General features: G+C 51.1%; 19 protein-coding genes. 2 read left to right on the top strand and 17 right to left on the bottom strand.

Going from position 1 to position 21,236, the window contains the following annotated elements:
* The 3 genes from relA to cysM all read right to left on the bottom strand — a co-directional run bounded on the left by relA (window position 1) and on the right by cysM (window position 4,644).
* On the bottom strand, window positions 1–2,232 hold the full coding sequence (relA, locus tag MIB40_RS16160; protein ID WP_249696397.1) for a GTP diphosphokinase: 2,232 nt from the start codon (window positions 2,230–2,232) through the stop codon (window positions 1–3).
* 69 nt (window positions 2,233–2,301) lie between these two features.
* On the bottom strand, window positions 2,302–3,660 hold the full coding sequence (rlmD, locus tag MIB40_RS16155) for a 23S rRNA (uracil(1939)-C(5))-methyltransferase RlmD (RefSeq protein ID WP_249696395.1): 1,359 nt from the start codon (window positions 3,658–3,660) through the stop codon (window positions 2,302–2,304).
* 93 nt (window positions 3,661–3,753) lie between these two features.
* Window positions 3,754–4,644, bottom strand: a complete 891-nt coding sequence (cysM, locus tag MIB40_RS16150) for a cysteine synthase CysM (RefSeq protein WP_249696394.1) — start codon at window positions 4,642–4,644, stop codon at window positions 3,754–3,756.
* 242 nt (window positions 4,645–4,886) lie between these two features.
* Here cysM and MIB40_RS16145 point away from each other — a divergent pair, with 242 nt between their 5' ends.
* Window positions 4,887–7,697 carry a response regulator gene (locus tag MIB40_RS16145; RefSeq protein ID WP_249696392.1) on the top strand — a complete coding sequence of 937 codons (2,811 nt, stop codon included), beginning with the start codon at window positions 4,887–4,889 and terminating at the stop codon, window positions 7,695–7,697.
* Here the strand turns inward: MIB40_RS16145 and acpS are convergent.
* The 13 genes from acpS to rpoE form a co-directional block, all read right to left on the bottom strand.
* Window positions 7,658–8,044 carry a holo-ACP synthase gene (acpS, locus tag MIB40_RS16140; protein ID WP_249696390.1) on the bottom strand — a complete coding sequence of 129 codons (387 nt, stop codon included), beginning with the start codon at window positions 8,042–8,044 and terminating at the stop codon, window positions 7,658–7,660. The genes MIB40_RS16145 and acpS overlap by 40 nt on opposite strands.
* Before the next feature lie 8 nt (window positions 8,045–8,052).
* A complete protein-coding gene (gene pdxJ, locus MIB40_RS16135) occupies window positions 8,053–8,811 on the bottom strand; it encodes a pyridoxine 5'-phosphate synthase (protein ID WP_249696387.1) in 759 nt (252 codons plus the stop codon).
* 20 nt (window positions 8,812–8,831) lie between these two features.
* Entirely contained in the window at window positions 8,832–9,545 is a 714-nt protein-coding gene (gene recO, locus MIB40_RS16130; RefSeq protein WP_249696385.1) for a DNA repair protein RecO, read from the bottom strand.
* Between the two features lie 12 nt (window positions 9,546–9,557).
* Complete coding sequence (gene era, locus MIB40_RS16125; protein ID WP_249696383.1) at window positions 9,558–10,460, bottom strand: GTPase Era; 903 nt, start codon at window positions 10,458–10,460, stop codon at window positions 9,558–9,560.
* A complete protein-coding gene (gene rnc / locus MIB40_RS16120) occupies window positions 10,453–11,136 on the bottom strand; it encodes a ribonuclease III (protein WP_249696381.1) in 684 nt (227 codons plus the stop codon). The genes era and rnc overlap by 8 nt, the downstream gene beginning before the upstream one ends.
* Entirely contained in the window at window positions 11,133–11,507 is a 375-nt protein-coding gene (locus tag MIB40_RS16115) for a DUF4845 domain-containing protein (protein WP_249696379.1), read from the bottom strand. Before MIB40_RS16115 ends, rnc begins: the two co-directional genes overlap by 4 nt.
* Window positions 11,508–11,524: 17 nt before the next feature.
* The gene (gene lepB / locus MIB40_RS16110) at window positions 11,525–12,343 is read right to left on the bottom strand and encodes a signal peptidase I (RefSeq protein WP_249696409.1); all 819 of its coding nucleotides are present in this window, start codon (window positions 12,341–12,343) and stop codon (window positions 11,525–11,527) included.
* 9 nt (window positions 12,344–12,352) lie between these two features.
* Window positions 12,353–14,152 carry a translation elongation factor 4 gene (gene lepA / locus MIB40_RS16105; RefSeq protein ID WP_249696377.1) on the bottom strand — a complete coding sequence of 600 codons (1,800 nt, stop codon included), beginning with the start codon at window positions 14,150–14,152 and terminating at the stop codon, window positions 12,353–12,355.
* Between the two features lie 247 nt (window positions 14,153–14,399).
* The gene (locus tag MIB40_RS16100) at window positions 14,400–15,800 is read right to left on the bottom strand and encodes a DegQ family serine endoprotease (RefSeq protein ID WP_249696375.1); all 1,401 of its coding nucleotides are present in this window, start codon (window positions 15,798–15,800) and stop codon (window positions 14,400–14,402) included.
* 37 nt (window positions 15,801–15,837) lie between these two features.
* Complete coding sequence (locus MIB40_RS16095; protein ID WP_249696373.1) at window positions 15,838–16,287, bottom strand: SoxR reducing system RseC family protein; 450 nt, start codon at window positions 16,285–16,287, stop codon at window positions 15,838–15,840.
* Window positions 16,288–16,293: 6 nt separating this feature from the next.
* Window positions 16,294–17,322, bottom strand: coding sequence for a MucB/RseB C-terminal domain-containing protein (locus tag MIB40_RS16090; RefSeq protein WP_264758605.1), 1,029 nt, complete (start codon window positions 17,320–17,322; stop codon window positions 16,294–16,296).
* Complete coding sequence (locus MIB40_RS16085; RefSeq protein ID WP_249696368.1) at window positions 17,306–17,947, bottom strand: sigma-E factor negative regulatory protein; 642 nt, start codon at window positions 17,945–17,947, stop codon at window positions 17,306–17,308. The genes MIB40_RS16090 and MIB40_RS16085 overlap by 17 nt, the downstream gene beginning before the upstream one ends.
* Before the next feature lie 102 nt (window positions 17,948–18,049).
* Window positions 18,050–18,625 (bottom strand): RNA polymerase sigma factor RpoE, encoded by a 576-nt coding sequence (gene rpoE, locus MIB40_RS16080; protein WP_249696407.1) that lies wholly within the window; start codon window positions 18,623–18,625, stop codon window positions 18,050–18,052.
* A 302-nt stretch (window positions 18,626–18,927) separates the two neighbouring features.
* On the opposite strand from rpoE, the gene nadB reads away from it, so the two are divergent.
* Window positions 18,928–20,541 carry an L-aspartate oxidase gene (gene nadB, locus MIB40_RS16075; RefSeq protein WP_249696367.1) on the top strand — a complete coding sequence of 538 codons (1,614 nt, stop codon included), beginning with the start codon at window positions 18,928–18,930 and terminating at the stop codon, window positions 20,539–20,541.
* Between the two features lie 44 nt (window positions 20,542–20,585).
* On the opposite strand, the gene MIB40_RS16070 is transcribed toward nadB, so the two are convergent.
* Window positions 20,586–21,050, bottom strand: a complete 465-nt coding sequence (locus tag MIB40_RS16070) for a protein YgfX (RefSeq protein WP_249696365.1) — start codon at window positions 21,048–21,050, stop codon at window positions 20,586–20,588.
* Window positions 21,051–21,236: the final 186 nt, after the last annotated feature.

Here is a 21,236-nt window from a genome sequence, read left to right as displayed (position 1 = left end):
TTACCCACGACGGCTTCGAGAGGCTTCAATAACATTCGGCAGTTGGTTTATCTTAGCCAATACTACCGACAGCGAGTCCAGACCATCGACTTCGATGGTTAGTGTCATACGAGCCATATTATCCCGGCTATCCGATGTGGTATTCAGAGCGATGACGTTCACCTTTTCGTTAGAAAGCACCATGGTAATGTCACGAATCAACCCTGGACGGTCGTAGGCGAGCAGTTCGATACCAACGGCGTAGGTATTTTCGGGTTGCGCTCCCCAGTCGACCTCAATCAGTCGGTTCGATTCATTTTCCTGCAGCAACAGCGCCTGCTGGCAATCCTGCCGATGAATGGTAACGCCTCGTCCCAGAGTGATATAACCGATGATCGGATCGCCGGGTAAAGGATGACAACAACCCGCCATTTGCGTCAGTAAATTACCCACTCCGCGAATCCGAACATCTCCGTCAGTGATCTTTGGTTTGGGGCGACGCAGTTGCAGTTCAAACTGCTTTTCGTCATCGTAGCCCACCTGGCGTTGGGCAGCATGGACAACATGCGCCTGTCGCAAATCCCCGGCTCCAACAGCCGCGAACATATCGGCAGAATTCTTGTAATTGAGCTCCGGTGCCAGGGCATCAAAATCCACATCCACCAATGCCAGACGCTTAAGCTCATGCTCAATCTGTTGTCGCCCGGCATGCTCGTTTTGATCCCTGTCCTGCTCTTTGAACCAATGCATGATTTTAGAACGAGCCCGGGACGTTGTGACATACCCCAGATTGGGGTTTAACCAATCTCGACCGGGAGTGGCACCGGGTGCTGTCAGCACCTCCACCTGCTCGCCGGTTTTCAATTGATAGGTCAAGGGAACAATGCGCCCTCCGACCTTGGCGCCACGGCAGGTATTTCCGACCTCGGTATGTATTCGGTAGGCGAAATCAATCGGAGTGGCACCCACGGACAAATCCACGACGTGGCCATTTTTGGTAAACACATAGATGCGATCAGATTCAATATCACTTCTTAACTGGCCCGCCAGGCTGTCGAGATCACCAATATCTTCGTGCCATTCCATAACCTGGCGCAGCCAGGCAATTTTTTCTTCATAACTACCACTGGCCTTGGTATCGGTACCCTTATAGCGCCAGTGAGCACAAACGCCCAGTTCAGCCTCTTCGTGCATATCATGGGTGCGAATCTGCACTTCCAGAGTTTTGCCGCCTGGCCCGATAACAGCGGTATGAAGGGAGCGGTAGCCATTCTCCTTGGGCGTCGCGATATAATCGTCGAACTCTCGCGGAATATGATTCCACAACGAATGCACGATACCCAAGGTGCCATAGCAATCGCGCAACTTGGGTACCAGAACCCTGACCGCACGGATATCGTACACATCACGAAAGTCGATGCCTTTACGACGCATTTTGCGCCAGATGCTGTATATGTGTTTTGCTCTTCCGCTAATCTCAGCCTCTATCCCGGCTTCGGCTAACGAGCTCTGAAGCTGATTCATCACATCATCGATATACTGCTGACGGTCCAGGCGTCGCTCATCCAGCAGCTTGGCTATTTTTTTATAATCCTGGGGTTTCAGGTAGCGAAAGGAGAGATCTTCTAACTCCCATTTGATATGACCAATACCCAGACGGTGAGCGAGGGGGGCATAGATTTCAAAGACTTCGCGCGCAACCGTTCTGCGCTTATCCTTATCGAGGTTTTTGACTGCACGAATGGCACAGGTTCGCTCAGCAAGCTTGATCAGGGCAACCCGCACATCGTCAATGATGGACACCATCATCTTACGAACGTTTTCAAGCTGACCCTGTTCCTGACCCAGAACAGCTCCATGACCGGGTGTTTGTATAGCACCGATGGCCGCCATCCCCAATACACCACTGATCAGCTTGGCCACCTCATTACCAAAACGTTCGCTGACCTGTTCGAGCAATAATTTCTGTTCGCGGACCGCCCGATACAATATGGCGGCAATCAGTGACTCCTGATCGAGATTAAGTTCGGCCAAAATCTCAGCCATCTCGAGTCCAATGCGATAGCTGTCACTGTCTTGCCAATGATCGTCGCCAGCACTGGCTTGCAAGGCTGCATCGCTGGACATCTGACAGGCCGCGGTGATGAGTTCCACATCCTGCAAATTGGAATCCTGCCCGATACGGGACAGCCAGGCGTCAATGTTGACCGTGCCATCGTCATGAACAGGATGATCTTCTCTTACTTTAACCATAATGCGTCTTCGCCATACTTCGGAGGCTGCTGAAATCCGTCTTTATTATCGGTAGACAAACTGTCTCTGTTATTGTCCGGACTGCACAAAAAGTGCCATCGACTCTATATGTCCTGTTTGCGGGAACATATCCATGACACTTAGCCGCTCTAGCTGATATCCCTGATCCCTTAAATGCCCTGCATCTCTTGCCAACGTGGCGGGATTACAGGAGATATAGAGTATGCTCACCGGCTGTAACTGGCAAACATCCCGAATTATTTCTACCGCACCATTACGTGGGGGGTCAAGAATGACCTTATCGATACCCTCACGACAAATTGCAGCCAGCTTGCCAGGTTGAGTCAAATCTAACGTGTCAAATCTGGCATCAATCATGCCCGCCGATCGCGCATTTTTTTCTGCCCTTAGCACCATATCAGCGCTTCCCTCAATGCCGGTAACCCTGGCTCCAGCCCGTGCAGCAGGCAAGGAGAAATTACCCAGACCACAGAAAAGATCCAAAACCGATTCACCCTGTTCGAAGCTCAGCCAGTCCATGGCCTGACTCACCATTGCATTATTAAGCTGACGGTTAACCTGCGTGAAATCCAGTGGTTCGTAGTTCAACCTGAGTTCGAACGGAGATAATCGGTATTCCAGTTGTGCGTTGTCATCTTGTTGCCAGATGCAGTGTACCGAGTCCCTGTCACCAGGTTGCAGAAAAAGCTGCTGAAGGTGTGTATCTGCAAACCCTAGACATTGTTGCAGGTCTTCCTCAGATAAAGGCCTGATATGACGAAGCACCACCGCTGGCCCTTGATCCCCGAGCAGCAAATCAAGGTGAGATATCCAGTCTCGGCCTTCCATACCATCAATGAGTGATTGTAAGGGGCTGATCAGGGCTTCCAGTTCAGGCGCCAAAACAGGGCACTGCTTGAGATGAATAACCTCTTTGCTACGCGCCGCACGAAAGCCAACACGTAATTGTTTCTGCTTACGGTGGTAATAAACCGCCAGTCGTGCCCGAGAGCGGTAACCAAAAGGAGCTGATGCCAAAGGCGGCTCTAACTGCGTGGGCTGCACCTGAGCAGTGCGTTGCAACTGCTCAAGCACCGCTTGTTGCTTAAATTCCAGTTGGGCCTGTTCCTTAAGGTATTGCAGCGAGCATCCGCCGCAACGACCAAAATGCTGGCACCGGGCAGAATGGCGCTGGGCCGAAGGCGTTTCAATCTCAATGGCACGAGCCTCAATAAATCGGCCATGACTGCGCTCAACTTTGGCCAGTACCTTTTCACCCGGCAACGCATTATCGACAAACAGCGGTTTTCCCTCAAATCGCGCGATACCACGAAGATCATGACTGATACCGTCGATCTGCACCCATTGAGGTTTCTCTGGTTTAGACGCCGACTGCCGGGAACGACCCGGAGGCTTATAGAATTTCACGATCACTCCACCGATTTAAGCGGCACCTAAGGCCACCCGATAAAACTGCCTATTTTACGCGATCTGTGAAGTTTGCGCAGCGCCCCCGAGCTATCAGGCCGAAAAGACCCCGGTAGACAGATACCGATCACCTCGATCACAAACAATGGCAACAATTGTGGCATTTTCCAACTCTCGAGAGAGCTGTAGGGCGGCCGCGACCGAACCGCCAGATGAAACACCACAAAAAATGCCCTCTTGTTGCGCTAGCGCTCGCATGGTTTGCTCAGCTTCCTCCTGCCCCATATCGACTACCCGATCCACACGTGCCTCGTCGAAAATTGAGGGCATATAGGCTTTAGGCCAACGACGGATTCCGGGAATCGAGGCTCCCTCTTTGGGCTGCAAGCCTACAATTTCAACCGAGGGTTTCTGCTCTTTCAAGAAGCGGGAAACCCCCATAATCGTGCCTGTTGTCCCCATCGAGCTGACAAAATGAGTGATTTCCCCGCCGGTTTGTTGCCAGATTTCTGGTCCGGTACCCTGATAATGGGCTGCGGGATTATCGAAATTGCCAAACTGGTTCAAAACCTTCCCCTCTCCTCTCTTTTCCATGGCCAGGGCAAGATCTCGGGCGGCTTCCATTCCCCCTTCTTTGGTAACCTGAATCAATTCAGCGCCATAGGCTGTCATTGCTGCGCGCCGCTCGGCACTCATATGATCCGGCATAATTAAAATCATGCGATACCCTTTGATCGCTGCGGCCATCGCCAGGGCGATCCCGGTGTTACCACTGGTCGCTTCGATCAAGGTATCCCCAGGGCGAATATCACCTCTTAGTTCCGCTTGCTGGATCATACTCAGGGCCGGGCGATCTTTCACCGATCCAGCGGGATTATTGCCCTCCAGCTTAACCAGAACCTGATTACTGGTTTCACCCGGCAAGCGCTGCAACCTGACCAGCGGGGTGTTACCAATCAGTTGCTCGATGGTTGAGTACTCCATGCTGTGTTAACTCCTTTCTTCCGTCTGGTAGACATAATCAAGCGGATACCAGAAATGTTCTGGGTAGCGGCCAACTGTTAAACCGGTAGTTTTCTGTCAAAGGGGCTCATGATACTGTGATTACAGAGCTGACTGTAAATACTCAAAACCTATATATTTATAAGAAATGAATTGGATCTATCTTATTCTCAAAATAGAATCTAAGTCTCAACCCTGATCCCCAACTGGACGATGCCTTATCCATGTTCCTCGCCGGTAAAAATAGCGACATCAAGCAGCGTGTCCTGGCTATGGCCCTGCTACCCACACTCTCAATAACGCTAATGCTGGGTGCCTTTTTCACCCTAACCCGGCTCAAAGATCTGGATAATTTGCTGTTAGAGCGCAGTCTCGCCATTGCCGAGCAATTTACCGCTATTGCCAGCTATGGTTATCGGGACGATGGCACCGAGTTACTGCAGGAACTGGCCAACTCCGTGCTGGAAAAAAGCGATGTCAGGGCCGTCAGTCTCTATAACAATGGTGGCATCAAACTGGTTCATTCAGGCCCGGGAATGTTACCGGTTGAAGTGCAACACACCCTCTTTGGCAGTCAGCAACAATATCGTTATGGCGACCATTCTATTCGTATCATCACGCCCATATTCCCCGCGCCCACCAAGAGTGCTGCGGAGCAAAACTTTCAATTCGATCCGCTCGGCTGGCATGAAATAGAGTTTTCTACGGCCAATACCGAAATCAAGCAATACCAGACATTGCTCGGCAGTGGGGTACTGATTATTGTCGGTGTCTTGCTCAATATTTTTCTGGCCATGCGCATAGGCGCTCGGATAACCCGCCCCTTACAAAAAATATCCAATGCCGTAACCCACATTCGCAGCGGAAACCTGGATACTCGTATCAATACCGGCACCGGTGGGGAATTAAGGGTGCTGGAGACCGGCATTAACGCGATGGTTTCTTCGTTACAACACGCCCATCAGGAGATGCAACAAAATATCGAGCAATCGACCCGAGACCTGCAGGAAACCCTTGAAACCATCGAAATTCAGAACATCGAGCTGGATATGGCCCGTAAAGAGGCGCTGGAGGCAAGCCGTATCAAGTCTGAATTTCTGGCCAATATGAGCCATGAAATTCGCACACCACTCAACGGTATTATCGGTTTCACCAATCTGCTCTTGCGCTCCGGGCTTACTGAACGTCAGCGTGAATACCTGCAAACCATTCATAATTCTTCCGAAGGTCTGTTAACCATCATCAATGATGTGCTCGACTTTTCCAAGATTGAAGCCGGTAAACTGGAACTGGAAAGTATTCCCATGAATCTGGGTGACAGTATTGATGAAGTACTCAATATTCTGGCGCCATCGGCTCACGAGAAGCATCTGGAATTGATCCCCCTGATGTATTCAGATACTCCCACTCATTTGGTAGGCGATCCCCTGAGGATCAAACAGATACTTACCAATCTGGTCAACAACGCTATCAAATTTACCAAACAGGGCTCCATTACGGTTCGAGCTATGCTCGAAGAACTACGCGAGCAGAACGCCATTATCAAGATCAGCGTAACCGATACCGGTATCGGTCTTTCCCAGGATCAACAAAAAGAACTTTTCAAAGCCTTCACCCAGGCAGATACCTCCACAACCCGTCGCATCGGCGGCACCGGCCTTGGATTGGTTATCTCCAAGCGCTTGGCACAACAGATGGGTGGCGATATTGGACTGGAAAGCGAAGAGGGAGAAGGATCCACGTTTTGGTTCACCATTAACATTCCGGTCTCCAGTGAGCAAACGGATAAGGCGACAGAACCTCGCTACCCACACCATACTGCCCTGCTACTCGAAACTCAGGAACTGGCCAGGCAAGCCAGCGGCCATCTATTACGAGCCACCCAGTTGCAAGTTACGACGCTGGATAGCGAGCAAAAACTGTTGGAACTCAAATCCCAGGGCTCAATGCCAGCCTATGATCTGGTCATACTCAGTCATAACGAAAAATTACTACCTACCGAGCACCTAGCCAGATTGCTCGAGTTACCCTGGGCTGAAGAAACAGTTTTCCTTATCCTTGTCGATACTAACAAGGAGCATGAAGTTAACCGCTTACTGAGCCAAAACACACCAGCACTAACCATGGTGAAGCCTATGGTCAGAGCTCGTCTACATAAAGCCATTGAATGGTTATTGGGCGGTACTAACAGCAATGAACAAACATCGTTAATTGATCACCATAGCGCCGAACTGATTACTCGTACTCCACAAATTCTCGCCGTGGATGACAATCCAGCCAACCTTAAGCTGGTGACGGTATTACTGGAGGGTATGGGGGCCCAGGTCACTGCCGTCGAAAGCGGTAGGAAAGCGATAAAAAAGGTGAGGCAATACCGTTTTGATCTGGTCTTTATGGACGTCCAGATGCCAGAGATGGACGGAATGGACGCTACTCGCCGAATTCGCGATATTGAATTAGCGGAACACCGAACCCCTATCATTGCCTTAACCGCCCATGCCTTGGCAGCCGAGAAAAAAGCCTTGCTGTTGGCGGGTATGGACGACTACATGAGCAAGCCCATTAGCGAACCCCAGTTACAACAGATGGTTCGAAAATGGACCGGTTTCAACCTGCAAATCCCCCAGGAAACAATAGCGAGTTCAAATCAGGAGACGACCACACAGCCCTCTCTAGTGGATATGCAAGAAGGCATAAAACTGGCGGGGGGCAAGTCTGACCTCGCTCAAGAGATGCTCACCATGCTCCTGGAAAACCTGCTGTCTGACCGGCAACAAATCGAGCGGCAATATCAACAGCTAGAGCTAACAGAACTATTAGAAACGGTCCACAAGCTTCATGGCGCGACTCGCTATTGTGGGGTTCCCTTATTACGTGATGCCTGCTACAACATGGAAACGGCCCTGAAGCAGCAACATCAGGACAATACCCACACCTTAATCGGGCCTCTATTCGATGAACTGGTAAAGCAAATCGACGCTCTGGTGCAGTGGCATCAGGAGCGAGAGGACAAAACCACAAAAGCCACAACATAGTCCTTTTCATCCGACAAACTCACGTGAAAATCGCTAGCGCCTCGTTCGCTAGCGATCTCCAGAGCCCGCGCGCTCAAACGCAACACAGGGGCCCCGCGAAAGTCATGCTCCAGAAAAATATGCTGAAATGAGACCCCATCAGCAATGCCCGTTCCCAAGGCTTTGGAAGCCGCTTCCTTAACCGCGAAACGCTTGGCCAAAAAGGTCGCAGGTTTGCTGGCTTGCTGAAATAACACCTGTTCCTGTTCGGTAAGCACCCGTTCAGCAAAACGTATCCCGAGCTTACTCAAGGAACGTTCAATGCGATCAATACGAACAATATCCGTCCCGATGCCTACCACCATCATCAGGTCCCCTATTTAATGACCGGGGCGGAAAAGCGCTGAGCCTCAAGCATGACCCGCTTCATTTCGATAATCGCCGGCCCAAGCCCGGTAAATAGAGCCCGAGCCATAATCCCGTGACCAATATTGAGCTCATTTAGTCCGGGGATTCCCGCTACTGGCTCAACATTGTCATAGTTAAGGCCATGGCCGGCATTAACAATTAAACCCTGATCGACCGCAAAGCGTACGCCTTCAACAACACGTTGAAGCTCAGCTGCCATAGCACCGGATTCAGCATCGGCATAGGCGCCGGTGTGCAGTTCAATAGCGGGAGCACCACAGCGAACAACGGCTTTAATCTGTTCCGGATCAGCGTCGATAAACAGAGACACCTGAATGCCCTGAGCGCCCAATGTTTGGCAGGCAGTCTTTATTCGCGACTCCTGGGCGAGCACATCCAGGCCTCCTTCGGTAGTCAACTCTTGCCGTTTTTCGGGAACCAGACAGACATGGGCTGGCGCAATTCGTTCAGCAACAGACAGCATCTCATCGGTTACCGCCATCTCCAGGTTCATCCTGGTTTGCAGCACTTCGCGCAACACCTCGAGATCCCGGTCCTGAATATGCCGACGGTCTTCTCTCAGATGGACCGTAATACCATCCGCGCCTGCCTGCTCTGCCTCTATTGCAGCCTGTACCGGATCCGGATATCGAGTCCCTCTCGCCTGGCGCAGGGTTGCTACGTGATCGATGTTAACCCCTAACAGCAGACGATTTTTCGATAACATGAAGCTCTCCTTTCTATCCTTTAGCTAAACAGCTCTCGACTGCGTAACGGTCGATCACCCAACAATGGCGCAAAAGCCAAACGCATCAGTCGCTTGGCTGCATACAGTTGTTCCGAACTGACTATGTTACCCATCGCCAATGCATGCAGCATATCACCACTGAAAAGGTTATGTTGTTGTGTATCGGAAACAGTCAATATTCGGTAAAAACCCTCGCGAGGGTCATATTGATACCAGCCATCCTTCTCGATTGGATCACCACTCCTTGCCTCTCCACTAAGAGGCAAGCCATACCCCATTAAATCGAGCAGCTGCAGCTCAAAGCTCCGCAATAAAGGTTCCAGAGCCACCTCTCTGCCAAGAGCCTGCAACAACTCCGAATATAGCTGGAAGAGTTCAGGGTGCGGGTCGTGAGGCTGCAGAAGACGCTGTAACAGCTCATTCGCGTACATGGCACTGAACAGGTAGTGGCCTTGCAGAACGACCCGGTGATCCCCGGCTTCTAATCCGGTCGCTGTTTTTAAGTCTCGCCGACCCTGCCAGCTCACCAACAAGCGATTGAAAGGTTGCAGCAAACCTTTATTGCGCGCTTTACTGCCTCGTACACCTTTAAACAACACGCTGACTCGTCCATCTTCTTCAGTCAGCAAGTCAGCAATCAAACTGGTTTCACGGTAAGGTCGACTATGAATGACATAGGCATTGGATAAGCTGGCCTGGTGAGGGGTTACCATCGACACATCAAATCAGACGTCGGTGTATCCCAGACTGCGAAGTGCACGCTCATCGTCTGACCAGCCTCCCTTCACCTTAACCCATAGGTTGAGCATCACCTTACTATCGAATAATTGCTCCATATCGAGACGAGCTTCACGTCCAATCACTTTCAACCGAGCGCCTTTATCTCCGATCACAATCGCCTTCTGCCCTGCTTTTTCTACCAGAATCAAGGCACTAATATGCAACACATTGTCACGTTGACGGAACTCTTCAATTTCAACCGTCATCTGATACGGGAGTTCATCGCCCAACTGCCGCATGATTTTTTCCCGTACCAGTTCAGCTGCAAGGAAACGAGAGCTACGATCTGTCAGCTGGTCCTCATCATAAAAATGATCTCCCAGTGGTAGCAACCGATTTACAGCCTCTTCCAATTTATCGACATTACGACCGGTTTTGGCTGATATAGGCACAATTTCCGCGAAATTGTGTTGCTCCGAAAGGGCTTGCAGGTGAGGCATTAACTCTTGCTTGTTCTCAACCCGATCAACTTTATTCACTGCCAACAAAACGGGGCAACGGCTGTTCCTGATTCGATCCAAAACCATTTGATCTTCGTCAGTCCAGCGCAATCTGTCGACCAGAAAAATAATCAAATCAACATCTTTTATCGCCGTACTCGCGGCGCGGTTCATATAGCGGTTAATCGCCTTGTCGCCCCCCTTGTGCAAACCGGGAGTATCAACATAGATTGCCTGTACACCCAACTCGGTTTTTATGCCCTGAATCTGGTGCCGAGTCGTTTGTGGACGACGCGAGGTAATACTCAGTTTTTGCCCAAGAATACGGTTGAGCAGCGTTGATTTGCCCACATTGGGCCGCCCTACCAGGGCAATAAAACCACAGCGGAATGCTTCAGCTTCAGCCATTATCAACTCCCAACTCGCGCAACACCTGGCGCGCAGCCTGCTGCTCAGCCCCCCTGCGACTACTGCCTATTCCTACACATTTTTTACTCAACAGATCCACCACACATTGCACAGTAAAGGTCTGTGCATGGGCTTCTCCCTCCACATCCAGGACATCATAGACCGGTAATGCCGCCTGCCTGGATTGCAGCAGTTCTTGCAACAAGGTTTTGGGATCTTTTTGAGTATCATCCAGGGATAGACTGTCCAACCGGGACTGATACCAATCGAGCACTCGATCACGACAGGCATCCATACCGCGATCGAGATAAATAGCGCCGATTAAAGCTTCGACGGTATCAGCAAGAATGGATTCCCTGCGAAAACCACCGCTTTTCAACTCACCAGATCCCAGGCGCAGATAGTCACCCAACTCAAATTCCCTGGCCAGCTCAGCCAGTGTTTTGCCTTTGACCAATCTCGCACGAAGACGGCTCAACTGCCCCTCTTTGGCCTGAGGAAACTTGTCGTAAAGGGCTTCGGCTATCGTGAAATTAACAATCGAATCACCCAAAAATTCGAGCCGTTCGTTGTTTCTTGAAGCATAGCTCCGATGTGTCAAAGCCAGCAGAGCCAGCTGCTCATCATTAAAGCTGTATCCCAGCTTACGCGATAGCTTTTCGAGGCGGTTTTTCACTGATTTTTAACTTGCCAGTTGTGTTTGAAACTCATCACCACATCGACATTGGAGACAATGTGAACCCGCTTCTCATATTCAATATCGACTTTTAGAAAGCCGTCCTCTTCATAAATTTCAATGTCTTCTTTGTCAAAATCACGAATCATATTGGTCTGGAAATTCTTATTAATGAAACCGCGTATTTCCCGCGGGCTGGCTTCATCGATACCCTTGCGAGCGGACAGGTTCTCCAATGTCTGGCCTATTGCCTGATCATCAAGGTAAAAAGGAACCATCTTAAACACCAGCAGCAGTGTCATTCCTGCCACGGCCAGTGTCATCATCCAGCCCGCTGTGCTCATACCACGCTGTGAATTAGCAAACTTCATTCTTTCCCCCCATCTATCTAGCGAATTGCACCGTTATTCTTAAAGCTGGGCAGCTCTCCCCAGTGCGGCCAATGCATCCAAATCGCAACCGCCTCACCCACTATATTCTGTTCCGGTACAAAACCCCAGTAACGACTATCGTTACTATGATCACGATTGTCGCCCATCACAAAATAATGGCCTTCGGGAACGACCCACTCTCGCTGAGTACGCGGATCTGGAGGCGTTACATCCTCACGAACACTGTATTGGTGCTCACCATGAGTCTCTTCCATGACGGTATAAGGGAGCCCATTTTGTGAGAATCGCGCAACGAATTGCTTATCCAGGGGGAAGCCGTTGAGGAGCACACTTTTATCCAGATAACGGATACGATCCCCGGGTAATCCAATCACTCGCTTAATGAAGTTTACACTCGGATTTTTAGGCTCGCGAAATACCATCACATCCCCCCGTTCCGGCTCACCAATGCTGATAATTTTAGTGTCCAAAACCGGAAGACGAATGCCGTAGTTAAACTTATTAACCAGAATAAAATCACCAATCGCCAGGGTCGGTTTCATCGACCCCGAAGGAATTTGAAAAGGCTCATACAGAAAAGAGCGCAATACCAGAACAGCCAGCAACACAGGAAAAACCGAGCGACAAGTTTCAATCCAGCCCGGCTCCTTAGCCAACTCCTCCAGCACAACGTCATTGGCCATCTCCGCCTGGCCATTTTGCTCGCACTGCTCCAGGGCTCGGGTCCGGCGAGCAGGTGCCAATTTCACCTTATCAAGCAAAGTGACCAATCCGGTCATCGCTACCAGCACCACCAACAGCAGCGGGAAATTGATATCCATATGTTAATTATCCACCTTTAGTACGGCGAGGAAGGCTTCCTGTGGTATCTCCACTCGCCCTACCTGCTTCATGCGTTTTTTACCCGCTTTTTGTTTTTCTAGCAGCTTGCGTTTACGGCTGACATCACCACCATAGCATTTTGCGGTTACATTTTTGCGCAGTGCCTTCACAGTTTGACGGGCTACAATTTGACCACCAATAGCCGCCTGAATGGCCACATCAAACATCTGTCGTGGTATCAACTCTTTCATTTTTTCAGTGAGCACACGCCCTTTGCCGTGGGCATTATCTTTGTGCACGATCAACGCCAGGGCATCGACTTTCTCACTATTAATCAAAACATCCAGTCGCACCAGACGAGCCGCCTGGAATCGATCGAAGCTGTAATCGAGAGACGCAAAACCGCGACTCACCGACTTAAGCCGATCAAAAAAGTCCAGCACTACTTCATTCATCGGCAATTCGTAAGTTAACGATACTTGGCCGCCGGTAAATTGCATATCTTTTTGCGTACCACGCTTTTCGATACACAGGGTGATGACGTTACCCAAATGCTCCTTAGGCACCAGAATATTAGCGGTCACAATCGGCTCACGCATCTCTTCTATACCAGCCGGATCGGGCAGTTTTGAAGGGTTATCCACCATCACAACCGAGCCATCCTTCATAGCCACTTCAAAGATAACCGTCGGAGCTGTGGTGATCAGGTCGAGATCATACTCACGTTCCAGCCGCTCCTGGATAATTTCCATATGAAGCATGCCAAGGAAACCACAGCGGAAACCAAAACCCAACGCATCGGAACTTTCTGGCTCATAGAACAGCGAGGCATCGTTGAGGGTCAACTTGGCTAAAGCCTCTCGGAACGATTCATAGTCATCGGAACTGACCGGAAACAGTCCTGCGTAAACCTGGGGTTTTACTTTCTTAAATCCGGGCAGCATACCAACGTCTGCGGTTTTGAGGTGAGTCAGGGTATCGCCTACAGGCGCGCCATGGATATCCTTGATACCCGCCACCACGTAGCCTACTTCTCCAGCTCGTAACACACCGGTTTCATTACGCTTGGGGGTAAAAGTACCAACACCATCAACAACATGAGAATTGCCGGTGGATTTCACCAACATTTTTTCACCCTTGCGCAGGGTGCCCTGAGTCACACGAACCAGTGAGACAATACCCAGGTAATTATCAAACCAGGAATCGATAATCAGAGCTTGCAGGGGTGCGTCCACATCCCCTTCCGGGGCAGGAATTTCCTGAACCAGATGCTCCAGTACATCTTCCACGCCCATACCGCTCTTGGCACTGCAACGTACCGCATCGGTGGCATCGAGACCAATGATCTCCTCGATCTCACTGGCCACCCGCTCGGGCTCGGCCTGGGGCAGGTCCATCTTGTTCAAAACGGGTACGACTTCCAGTCCCTGCTCGATAGCGGTGTAACAGTTAGCAACCGATTGCGCCTCAACGCCCTGCGCCGCATCAACCACTAACAACGCCCCTTCACAAGCCGCCAGCGAGCGTGACACCTCATAGGAAAAATCCACATGACCCGGGGTGTCGATAAAGTTTAGCTGGTAGGTTTTACCGTCTCGCGCCTTATAGTCGAGGGTAACGCTCTGGGCCTTAATGGTAATACCACGCTCTCGCTCAAGATCCATAGAGTCGAGCACCTGGTTGGCCATTTCGCGGTCGGTCAGCCCGCCACAGAGCTGTATAAATCGATCCGCAATGGTCGACTTACCGTGGTCAATGTGGGCGATGATGGAGAAATTACGTATATGGGAAAGGTCAGTCACAATATATCACTAGAAACAGGGTAAAGTAGCTCGTTAGGGTAACGACAAAGCCGTGCCGGTCACCCGGCTCTCAGATATCTCGAGAGCTTTGCTTAGGTACCACCGAATGATCAAGGCATGTACTTGAGGCCCAAACGAGCCCCGCAAAATCAGGGCGCAAGTGTACCCTATTTACCTTGCCTCCGCTATTCATGGATCCGGCTGAACGGCAAGGGGGATGGGCTGTTAACCTATCCCCTGGAGAAAGCTACTCAGGCAGTTTGAAAGTGATATAACCAGGACGACCACGCCTGATTAAACGCATTGAAATTGACCGCTCAGAGGGCAGATCCGCTATTAACTTGCTGAACTGCTTGGGTGAGTCAACAGGCTGATTATCGACATCGGTGATCACATCACCCGGACGAAGACCAATGGATCGTGCTGGGCCGCCCAGAACCTCACTGATCACCACGCCTGTGTTTATTTCCAGATCACCTTTTTGCTTACTGGTGAGCTCCACTACCTTAACCCCCAGGCGATTAGCCTGTTTGGCAGGCTTGCCAGAAGACAAGGCCTGGCGAGGATCAGTGGGCAGTTCGCCAACGGTTACATCCAGAGTCAACGATTTTCCGCCACGAACCAGCTCAACCTTCACCTTATCTCCCGGAGGCGTGGCCCCGACAGCATGAGGAAGATCGGAAGAAAGGTTAATCGGGTTACCGGCAAAACTAAGAATCACATCACCGTCACGCAGACCTGAACGGTCACCCGGCCCATCCGGCATCACTTGTGCGACCAGTGCACCGGCCGCTTTTTTGAGACCAAACGATTCAGCCAAATCCTTATTAACATCCTGAATAACCACACCCAACCAGCCCCGGGAGACATAGCCTTGCTCTTTAAGCTGGTCAGAGACTCGCATTGCAACATCCATGGGAATGGCAAAGGAAAGTCCCATAAAACCACCAGAACGGGTAAAGATCTGGGAATTAATACCAATCACCTCTCCATCCAAATTAAACAACGGCCCCCCCGAATTACCTGGATTGATAGCCACATCGGTCTGGATAAAAGGCACGTAATTCTCGCTGGGCAAACTACGGCCGAGGGCACTCACAATACCCGCAGTGACCGAATAGTCGAACCCGAATGGTGACCCAATCGCGACTACCCACTGGCCAGGCTGAAGATCGGCAGATCGGCCAATTTTAACAACCGGTAGATCCTCGGCGTCAATCTTCAATAAGGCCAAATCAGAGCGTTCGTCCGCACCGACCAAAGTCGCCTCAAGCTCCCTGCGATCACTCAGACGCACAATCACCTGTGAAGCACCGTCCACAACATGGTTATTGGTCAAGATATAGCCGTCGTCAGAGATAATAAATCCAGATCCCAGTGACTGAGGGCGACGCTGCCCTTCGTCAATACGTGGGTGGGGACGCCCAAAAAACTCCTGAAAAATATCGGGTAAGGGCTGACCATTTGGCCCCAAAATTGGCTTGCTACCTTCCGCTCCCTGAACCGTACTGATATTGACCACCGCCGGAGACGCTTTCTTGACCAGTTCGGTGAATTCAGGCAATTGGGCGGAGCGCGCCGAAGATACCCAGAAAATGGAAAATGCCAACAGGGCAAGAGCCCAGATAGGTGAACGATAATTATTCATTAGTACTCCTGATTCAGTCCCGCCCGAAGCTCCTTACTCAGTGCTCAACGGACGTCATACCAACATTGATTACGTGAGGCTGAACCTCTTGATTGCGGTGCAACCATCGGCTACGCAAGCCAACCACTGCAAATCCCGCTAGCAACCCTGAAAAAGCGCCTAGAATAACCCAACCCTCAGCCAGACTGAGCCATTCTGCCAGCACCAGCCCTGCCATCATCAGCAGCAGAGGTAGCAGGTAAACCAAAAACGCCCCTTTCACAATCACTTGTTCTGGAATGGCGATGGTTACGGTATCCCCTACCCGAACAGGGTATCGATTCAGTGCCCGTACCTGATGACAGGTACCCGTGCCACCCAATTTATTAAGCAGCTCCTGACCGCACATTGAGCGGGAACTACAGCTGCTACAGGTGGATTGACGCCGGGTTTCTACCCAGATGGCGTCTTGCTCAATGGCTACCGCGATACCCTTTTCTTCTACCATCGAAAATCACTTATCCGCCGGAGCGATAGAGACGGCAATTCGTTCTGCAGTCCCTAAGGGGATTTCGCCAACGACTGTGACCATGTAGAAATCTCCCTGGTCACGAAACACCCGCGAAATCGCCGTAGTCGCGCCATTGTTGGTGGTTGCTTCGCTGAGCAGGTTTTCGTCGTCCAATTCGACAAACAGGGAGAAACTGGCCAAACCGTCCGAGTACATCAAAGAGTCGACGGGATTTTTACCAACAGGACTTCTACGTTCATCACGCTGTGTCAGTAAAAAGCCTTGGGGGACCCAGCCTACTTGCCATCCAAGCGGTTGATCACTGGTGGACTTAGTCATCTGGGATTCAATACGATGCGTGGTCACCAGCTGCTCAGGGACCTGCTCAACATCAATAGATAAGCTCAACTCGTCAGGGCGAATATTATCGCTTACTCGCAATGAGACAAACTGCAGACGCTCGAGCACCGCCCCCTGATCATCCACCATCAGGGATTTGAGCAACAGTCCAGTGGTCTCATCCAACCACAATTGATAGCCGTATCGGTGCCTATCTCCCGGGATTACATTGACCAGAATAGCGGCACGCCCCGCGACTCTGTCACGACCAACAAATTCACTTCGGTATGAGTTTCCCAGAGCACTAAAACGCTCCAATAACTGCTCAGGCGTCGCCGGTGTGTTGCCATGTTCGAAGCGTAACACCTGATCTGTATTCAGAAAGGTGACCAATTTACCTTCTCGCACCACCTCCCGGTATGGCCCGTCCAGATAGACCATCCTGGCCCGGTGCTGCTCACCACTAAGGTCACGCACTATTGACAGAGTGTTCAACCCCTGGGAATTTTGAAAAACCAGACTGCCACGAAAACTGAGAGTGCGGTAAGCCTCGCTCATCGCCTTCAACCATATTTTGCTTTTATTCTGAGCATCAGCCGTTGAGTCAGCTGATGCTACAGATCCCCATAGCACCAGCAAAGAAACTATCAGATATTTTGTCACCTGTGCTCTCGCTTTAACGACTTTCAGCATTGACCAAACGAGCAAAGGGAAGCATTCCCTGATATTGGCCCAGCGCGCTATTTTCCGCGTGCTGCAACATATAGGTATTCAATCGTTGATTCGATATGGCATCAGCATGCTGCTGAGCCCGCTCCACCCGTTGGGCGGTCGGTGCATTTGCTGACTCGCCGTAGCCTGCAGGAAGGCTGGAAGCCCCCAACCTATTGCTTGTTTGAATGACAGAAGGCTGGTGAATCACAGCCGGAGCCTGTGCGATGCCGGTGTCTGTACCAGTAACCGCATTAACACTGTAATTGTAGGTCTGCATGCCAAACAACACGGCAACCGTGACACTCGCAGCAATGGCCACGCGACCGGCACCATTGATCCAGGTTCCAGTGCTTTTGGTGGTTTGAACCGAGCCATGAGGAGATTCCTCTGCAATCGCATCCCGAATGGCTGCAGATAGATCAACTGCAGAAGTCGACACCTCGCCCTGCTTCATATATGAACTCATTAAACGATAACGATGAGCGGTATCTCGAAGCTCAGAATCCTGATGAACTTCGGCCAATACTCGATGCAGTTCCAGCTCGTTGGCTTCGCAATCCCATACGGCTGAAAGCGACTCCTTCAAACGCTTATCTGAACTCATTCAACACCTCAAACTTCGTGATTATTGCCAGTCCAACGGCTGAAATACTAACCCTTGACTGTCTGTCCTTAACATTGACCCCGAAGAGCCCCCGCAGTTCCCTTATTGCAGCAATGGTTTTATCTCTTTATCCACCGCGTCCCTGGCCCTGAAAATCCGCGATCTGACGGTGCCCACCGGACACTGCATCACATCGGCGATCTCTTCGTAGCTCAGGCCTTCAAACTCTCGTAAAGTCAGTGCTGTTTTAAGGTCCTCCGGAAGGCTCGCAATGGCATGCTTTATAGTGGCTTCAACCTCATCGGTAAGCAATCTATTTTCCGGATTTTCTATCTCTCTCAACGGGTTACGGCCTTCATAGTGTTCCGCATCCTCAGCTTCAACATCGGTATCAGGCGGCCTGCGCCCCCGTGATACCAGGTAATTCTTGGCCGTATTGATGGCGATTCGGTACAACCAAGTATAAAAGGCGCTTTCCCCACGAAACTTACCCAGTGCCCGGTAGGCTTTGATAAACGCTTCCTGGGTAACATCTTGCACTTCCTGGTGATCAAACACATATCGACTGACCAAGCCGAGTATTTTATGTTGATACTTGATGACAAGAAGATCAAATGCACGCTTGTCGCCCTGCTGAACACGGGCAACCAACTGTTGATCTTCATCCTGCTGCTGGATCACTCATCTCCCCCGCAAACTGCATCTATGTGCTGGCAACAGCGACATGTTTATCAATACCAGCGGATAGACCCCGCCGGAAAGTGTTAGTTCAAAAAACTTTAAAGACAATATTATTGCCGTGACAAAGTTATAAAGCTGACTTCCTATATATGGGCGAAGGGCGATAAATCAAGCGTTATATCCAGGCGCTCCCCCCTTAAGATAAGACTAAAACCACGATACTTGCCCTATCTTCAGCCACGCTATAATCTTGCCGTCCTTATGCAACGAAACAAACCATTAAGCAGACGGACACCGCGATGACGATCAAGCATCTTCACGACGTACTGGTGATAGGCAGTGGCGCCGCCGGATTGAGCCTGGCGCTGGAACTTGCGCCATCGGTAAGAGTAGCGGTTCTGAGCAAAGCCAGCTTGATGGCAGGATCAACTTCCCAGGCCCAAGGCGGAATTGCTGCCGTTTTGGACAGCACTGACAGCGTGGCTGACCATACGGCGGATACGCTCAATGCCGGTGCCGGTTTATGCCATGATGACGCTGTGCGTTTTACCGTCAGCAACAGTTCTGAAAATATTCACTGGTTGATCGAACAGGGCGTACCTTTCACCCGCAGCAACGATGTCACCGCTACCACCGATGATTATCATTTAACCAAAGAAGGTGGGCACAGCCACAGACGCGTTATTCACGCCGCCGATGCCACCGGGCAGGCGGTTGCCAGCACCCTGATTGAACGAGCTCGGGAAGCCAAAAACCTGGATCTGTTTGAAAACCGGCTGGCCATTGACCTGGTCACCCATCGTCACACCGGCAGCGATAAACCTCGCTGCAAAGGAGCTTATGTCCTGAACGAAGAAGCCGACCAGGTTGAGCTTTTTCAAGCTCGTTGCGTGGTTTTGGCAACCGGAGGCGCGAGCAAGGTATACCTTTATACCAGCAATCAGGATGGTGCCAGCGGTGACGGCATTGCCATGGCCTGGCGTGCTGGTTGCCGAGTCGCCAACATGGAATTCAATCAGTTCCACCCCACCTGCCTTTATCACCCGCAGGCCAAGTCCTTCCTGATTACAGAAGCGGTTCGGGGTGAAGGCGGCAAGTTGCGCTTGCCAGATGGACAACGCTTTATGGAACGCTTCGATCCTCGCCTGGAGCTAGCACCTCGGGATATCGTTGCTCGCGCCATGGACCATGAAATGAAGCGGCTCGGGGTCGACTGTGTGTATCTGGACATTAGCCACAAATCGAAAGAATTCATCCTCGAGCATTTCCCGACCGTTCATGAACGCTGCCTGAGCTTCGGGATCGATATCACTCGGGATCCTATACCGGTGGTTCCTGCCGCCCACTATACCTGCGGTGGTGTAATGGTCGATCATCAGGGGCGCACGGACCTCGAAGGTCTCTATGCCATCGGGGAAACCAGCTTTACCGGCCTGCATGGCGCCAACCGGCTGGCCAGTAACTCTCTTCTGGAATGCGTGGTTTATGGCCGCTCGGCAGCGGAAGATATTCGTATTGAACTGGCGCAGGCCGACACCTCCTTACCCAACCTGCCCGAGTGGGATGAGAGCCAGGTAACCGATTCTGACGAGGACGTAATTATCGCTCACAACTGGGAAGAGCTTCGCCGTTTTATGTGGGATTACGTCGGCATCGTCAGAACCAACAAGCGGTTACAGCGGGCCAAACACCGGGTTGATATGCTGCTGCAAGAGATCGACGAGTTCTATAGCAACTATAAGGTAAGTAATGACCTCATCGAGCTGCGGAATCTGGCCGTGGTCGCCGATTTAATCATTCGCTCGGCGCAACAGCGCAAAGAAAGCCGTGGGCTGCATTACACTCTCGACTACCCGAAAACCCTCACAACTGCCGTTGATACCCTGCTGGTTCCAACCAATAGCCCGTTATAAACCTGCCATCCGAGGGTTTTGGCCCGGGCAATGAAGTCATGTGATTACTCTGAAACAGGTTTAAGAGACACGGGCAACCAGCGCAACCGGAGCCGCAAACGCCTCAGGGATTCGGCATCTGCTCCATCGCAAAACAATACCAGACGATAAAGGCGACCGCTCTCCTCTCCCCTCAAGCGCATCAAAATCAGCAGGGGGGACACCCAAACATCTTTGTCCAGCACCGCTGCCTCTACCCGATCGCCGGCCTCCACCCACCACTGTTCACCATCATGGCCCAACGCTCGGATCGCTACTGGACCGCACAGCAAGTAATGTCGAGACAACCACCAGAGCGCATGGAAAACCAGTAATAACAGACCAAGGGCTTTAACAATGAGCAATAAGGGTGCGATCAGCCAAAGCAATAGAATTGGAGTAAAGAAACCAAAATACCAGGCCAACATGACCGAACTGGCCTCAACTCGAAGCTCAGTAAAGCGATTCTTTCCGGGTACTACCGAATCCATGGCGGCACCTTGTTAAACAGAAAACAGGATGGGGGCAGGCCGACAGATCTAGCTGACAGCCCCCAATTACCCCTTAAGGCACCTCTGATTCATTCAGATAGATCTCTGCGGATCCTAAAAATGGTTTTTATCAAGGCGAAGCTCGCCGTTCATGTCGAGACCTGGACAAGGGCTTCAACACCGAGA

The sequence above is a fragment of the Aestuariirhabdus haliotis genome (assembly GCF_023509475.1).
Lineage (GTDB): Bacteria > Pseudomonadota > Gammaproteobacteria > Pseudomonadales > Aestuariirhabdaceae > Aestuariirhabdus > Aestuariirhabdus haliotis.
Note: the sequence above shows the minus strand (reverse complement) of the source record. Positions and strands in the feature narration are given on the sequence as shown.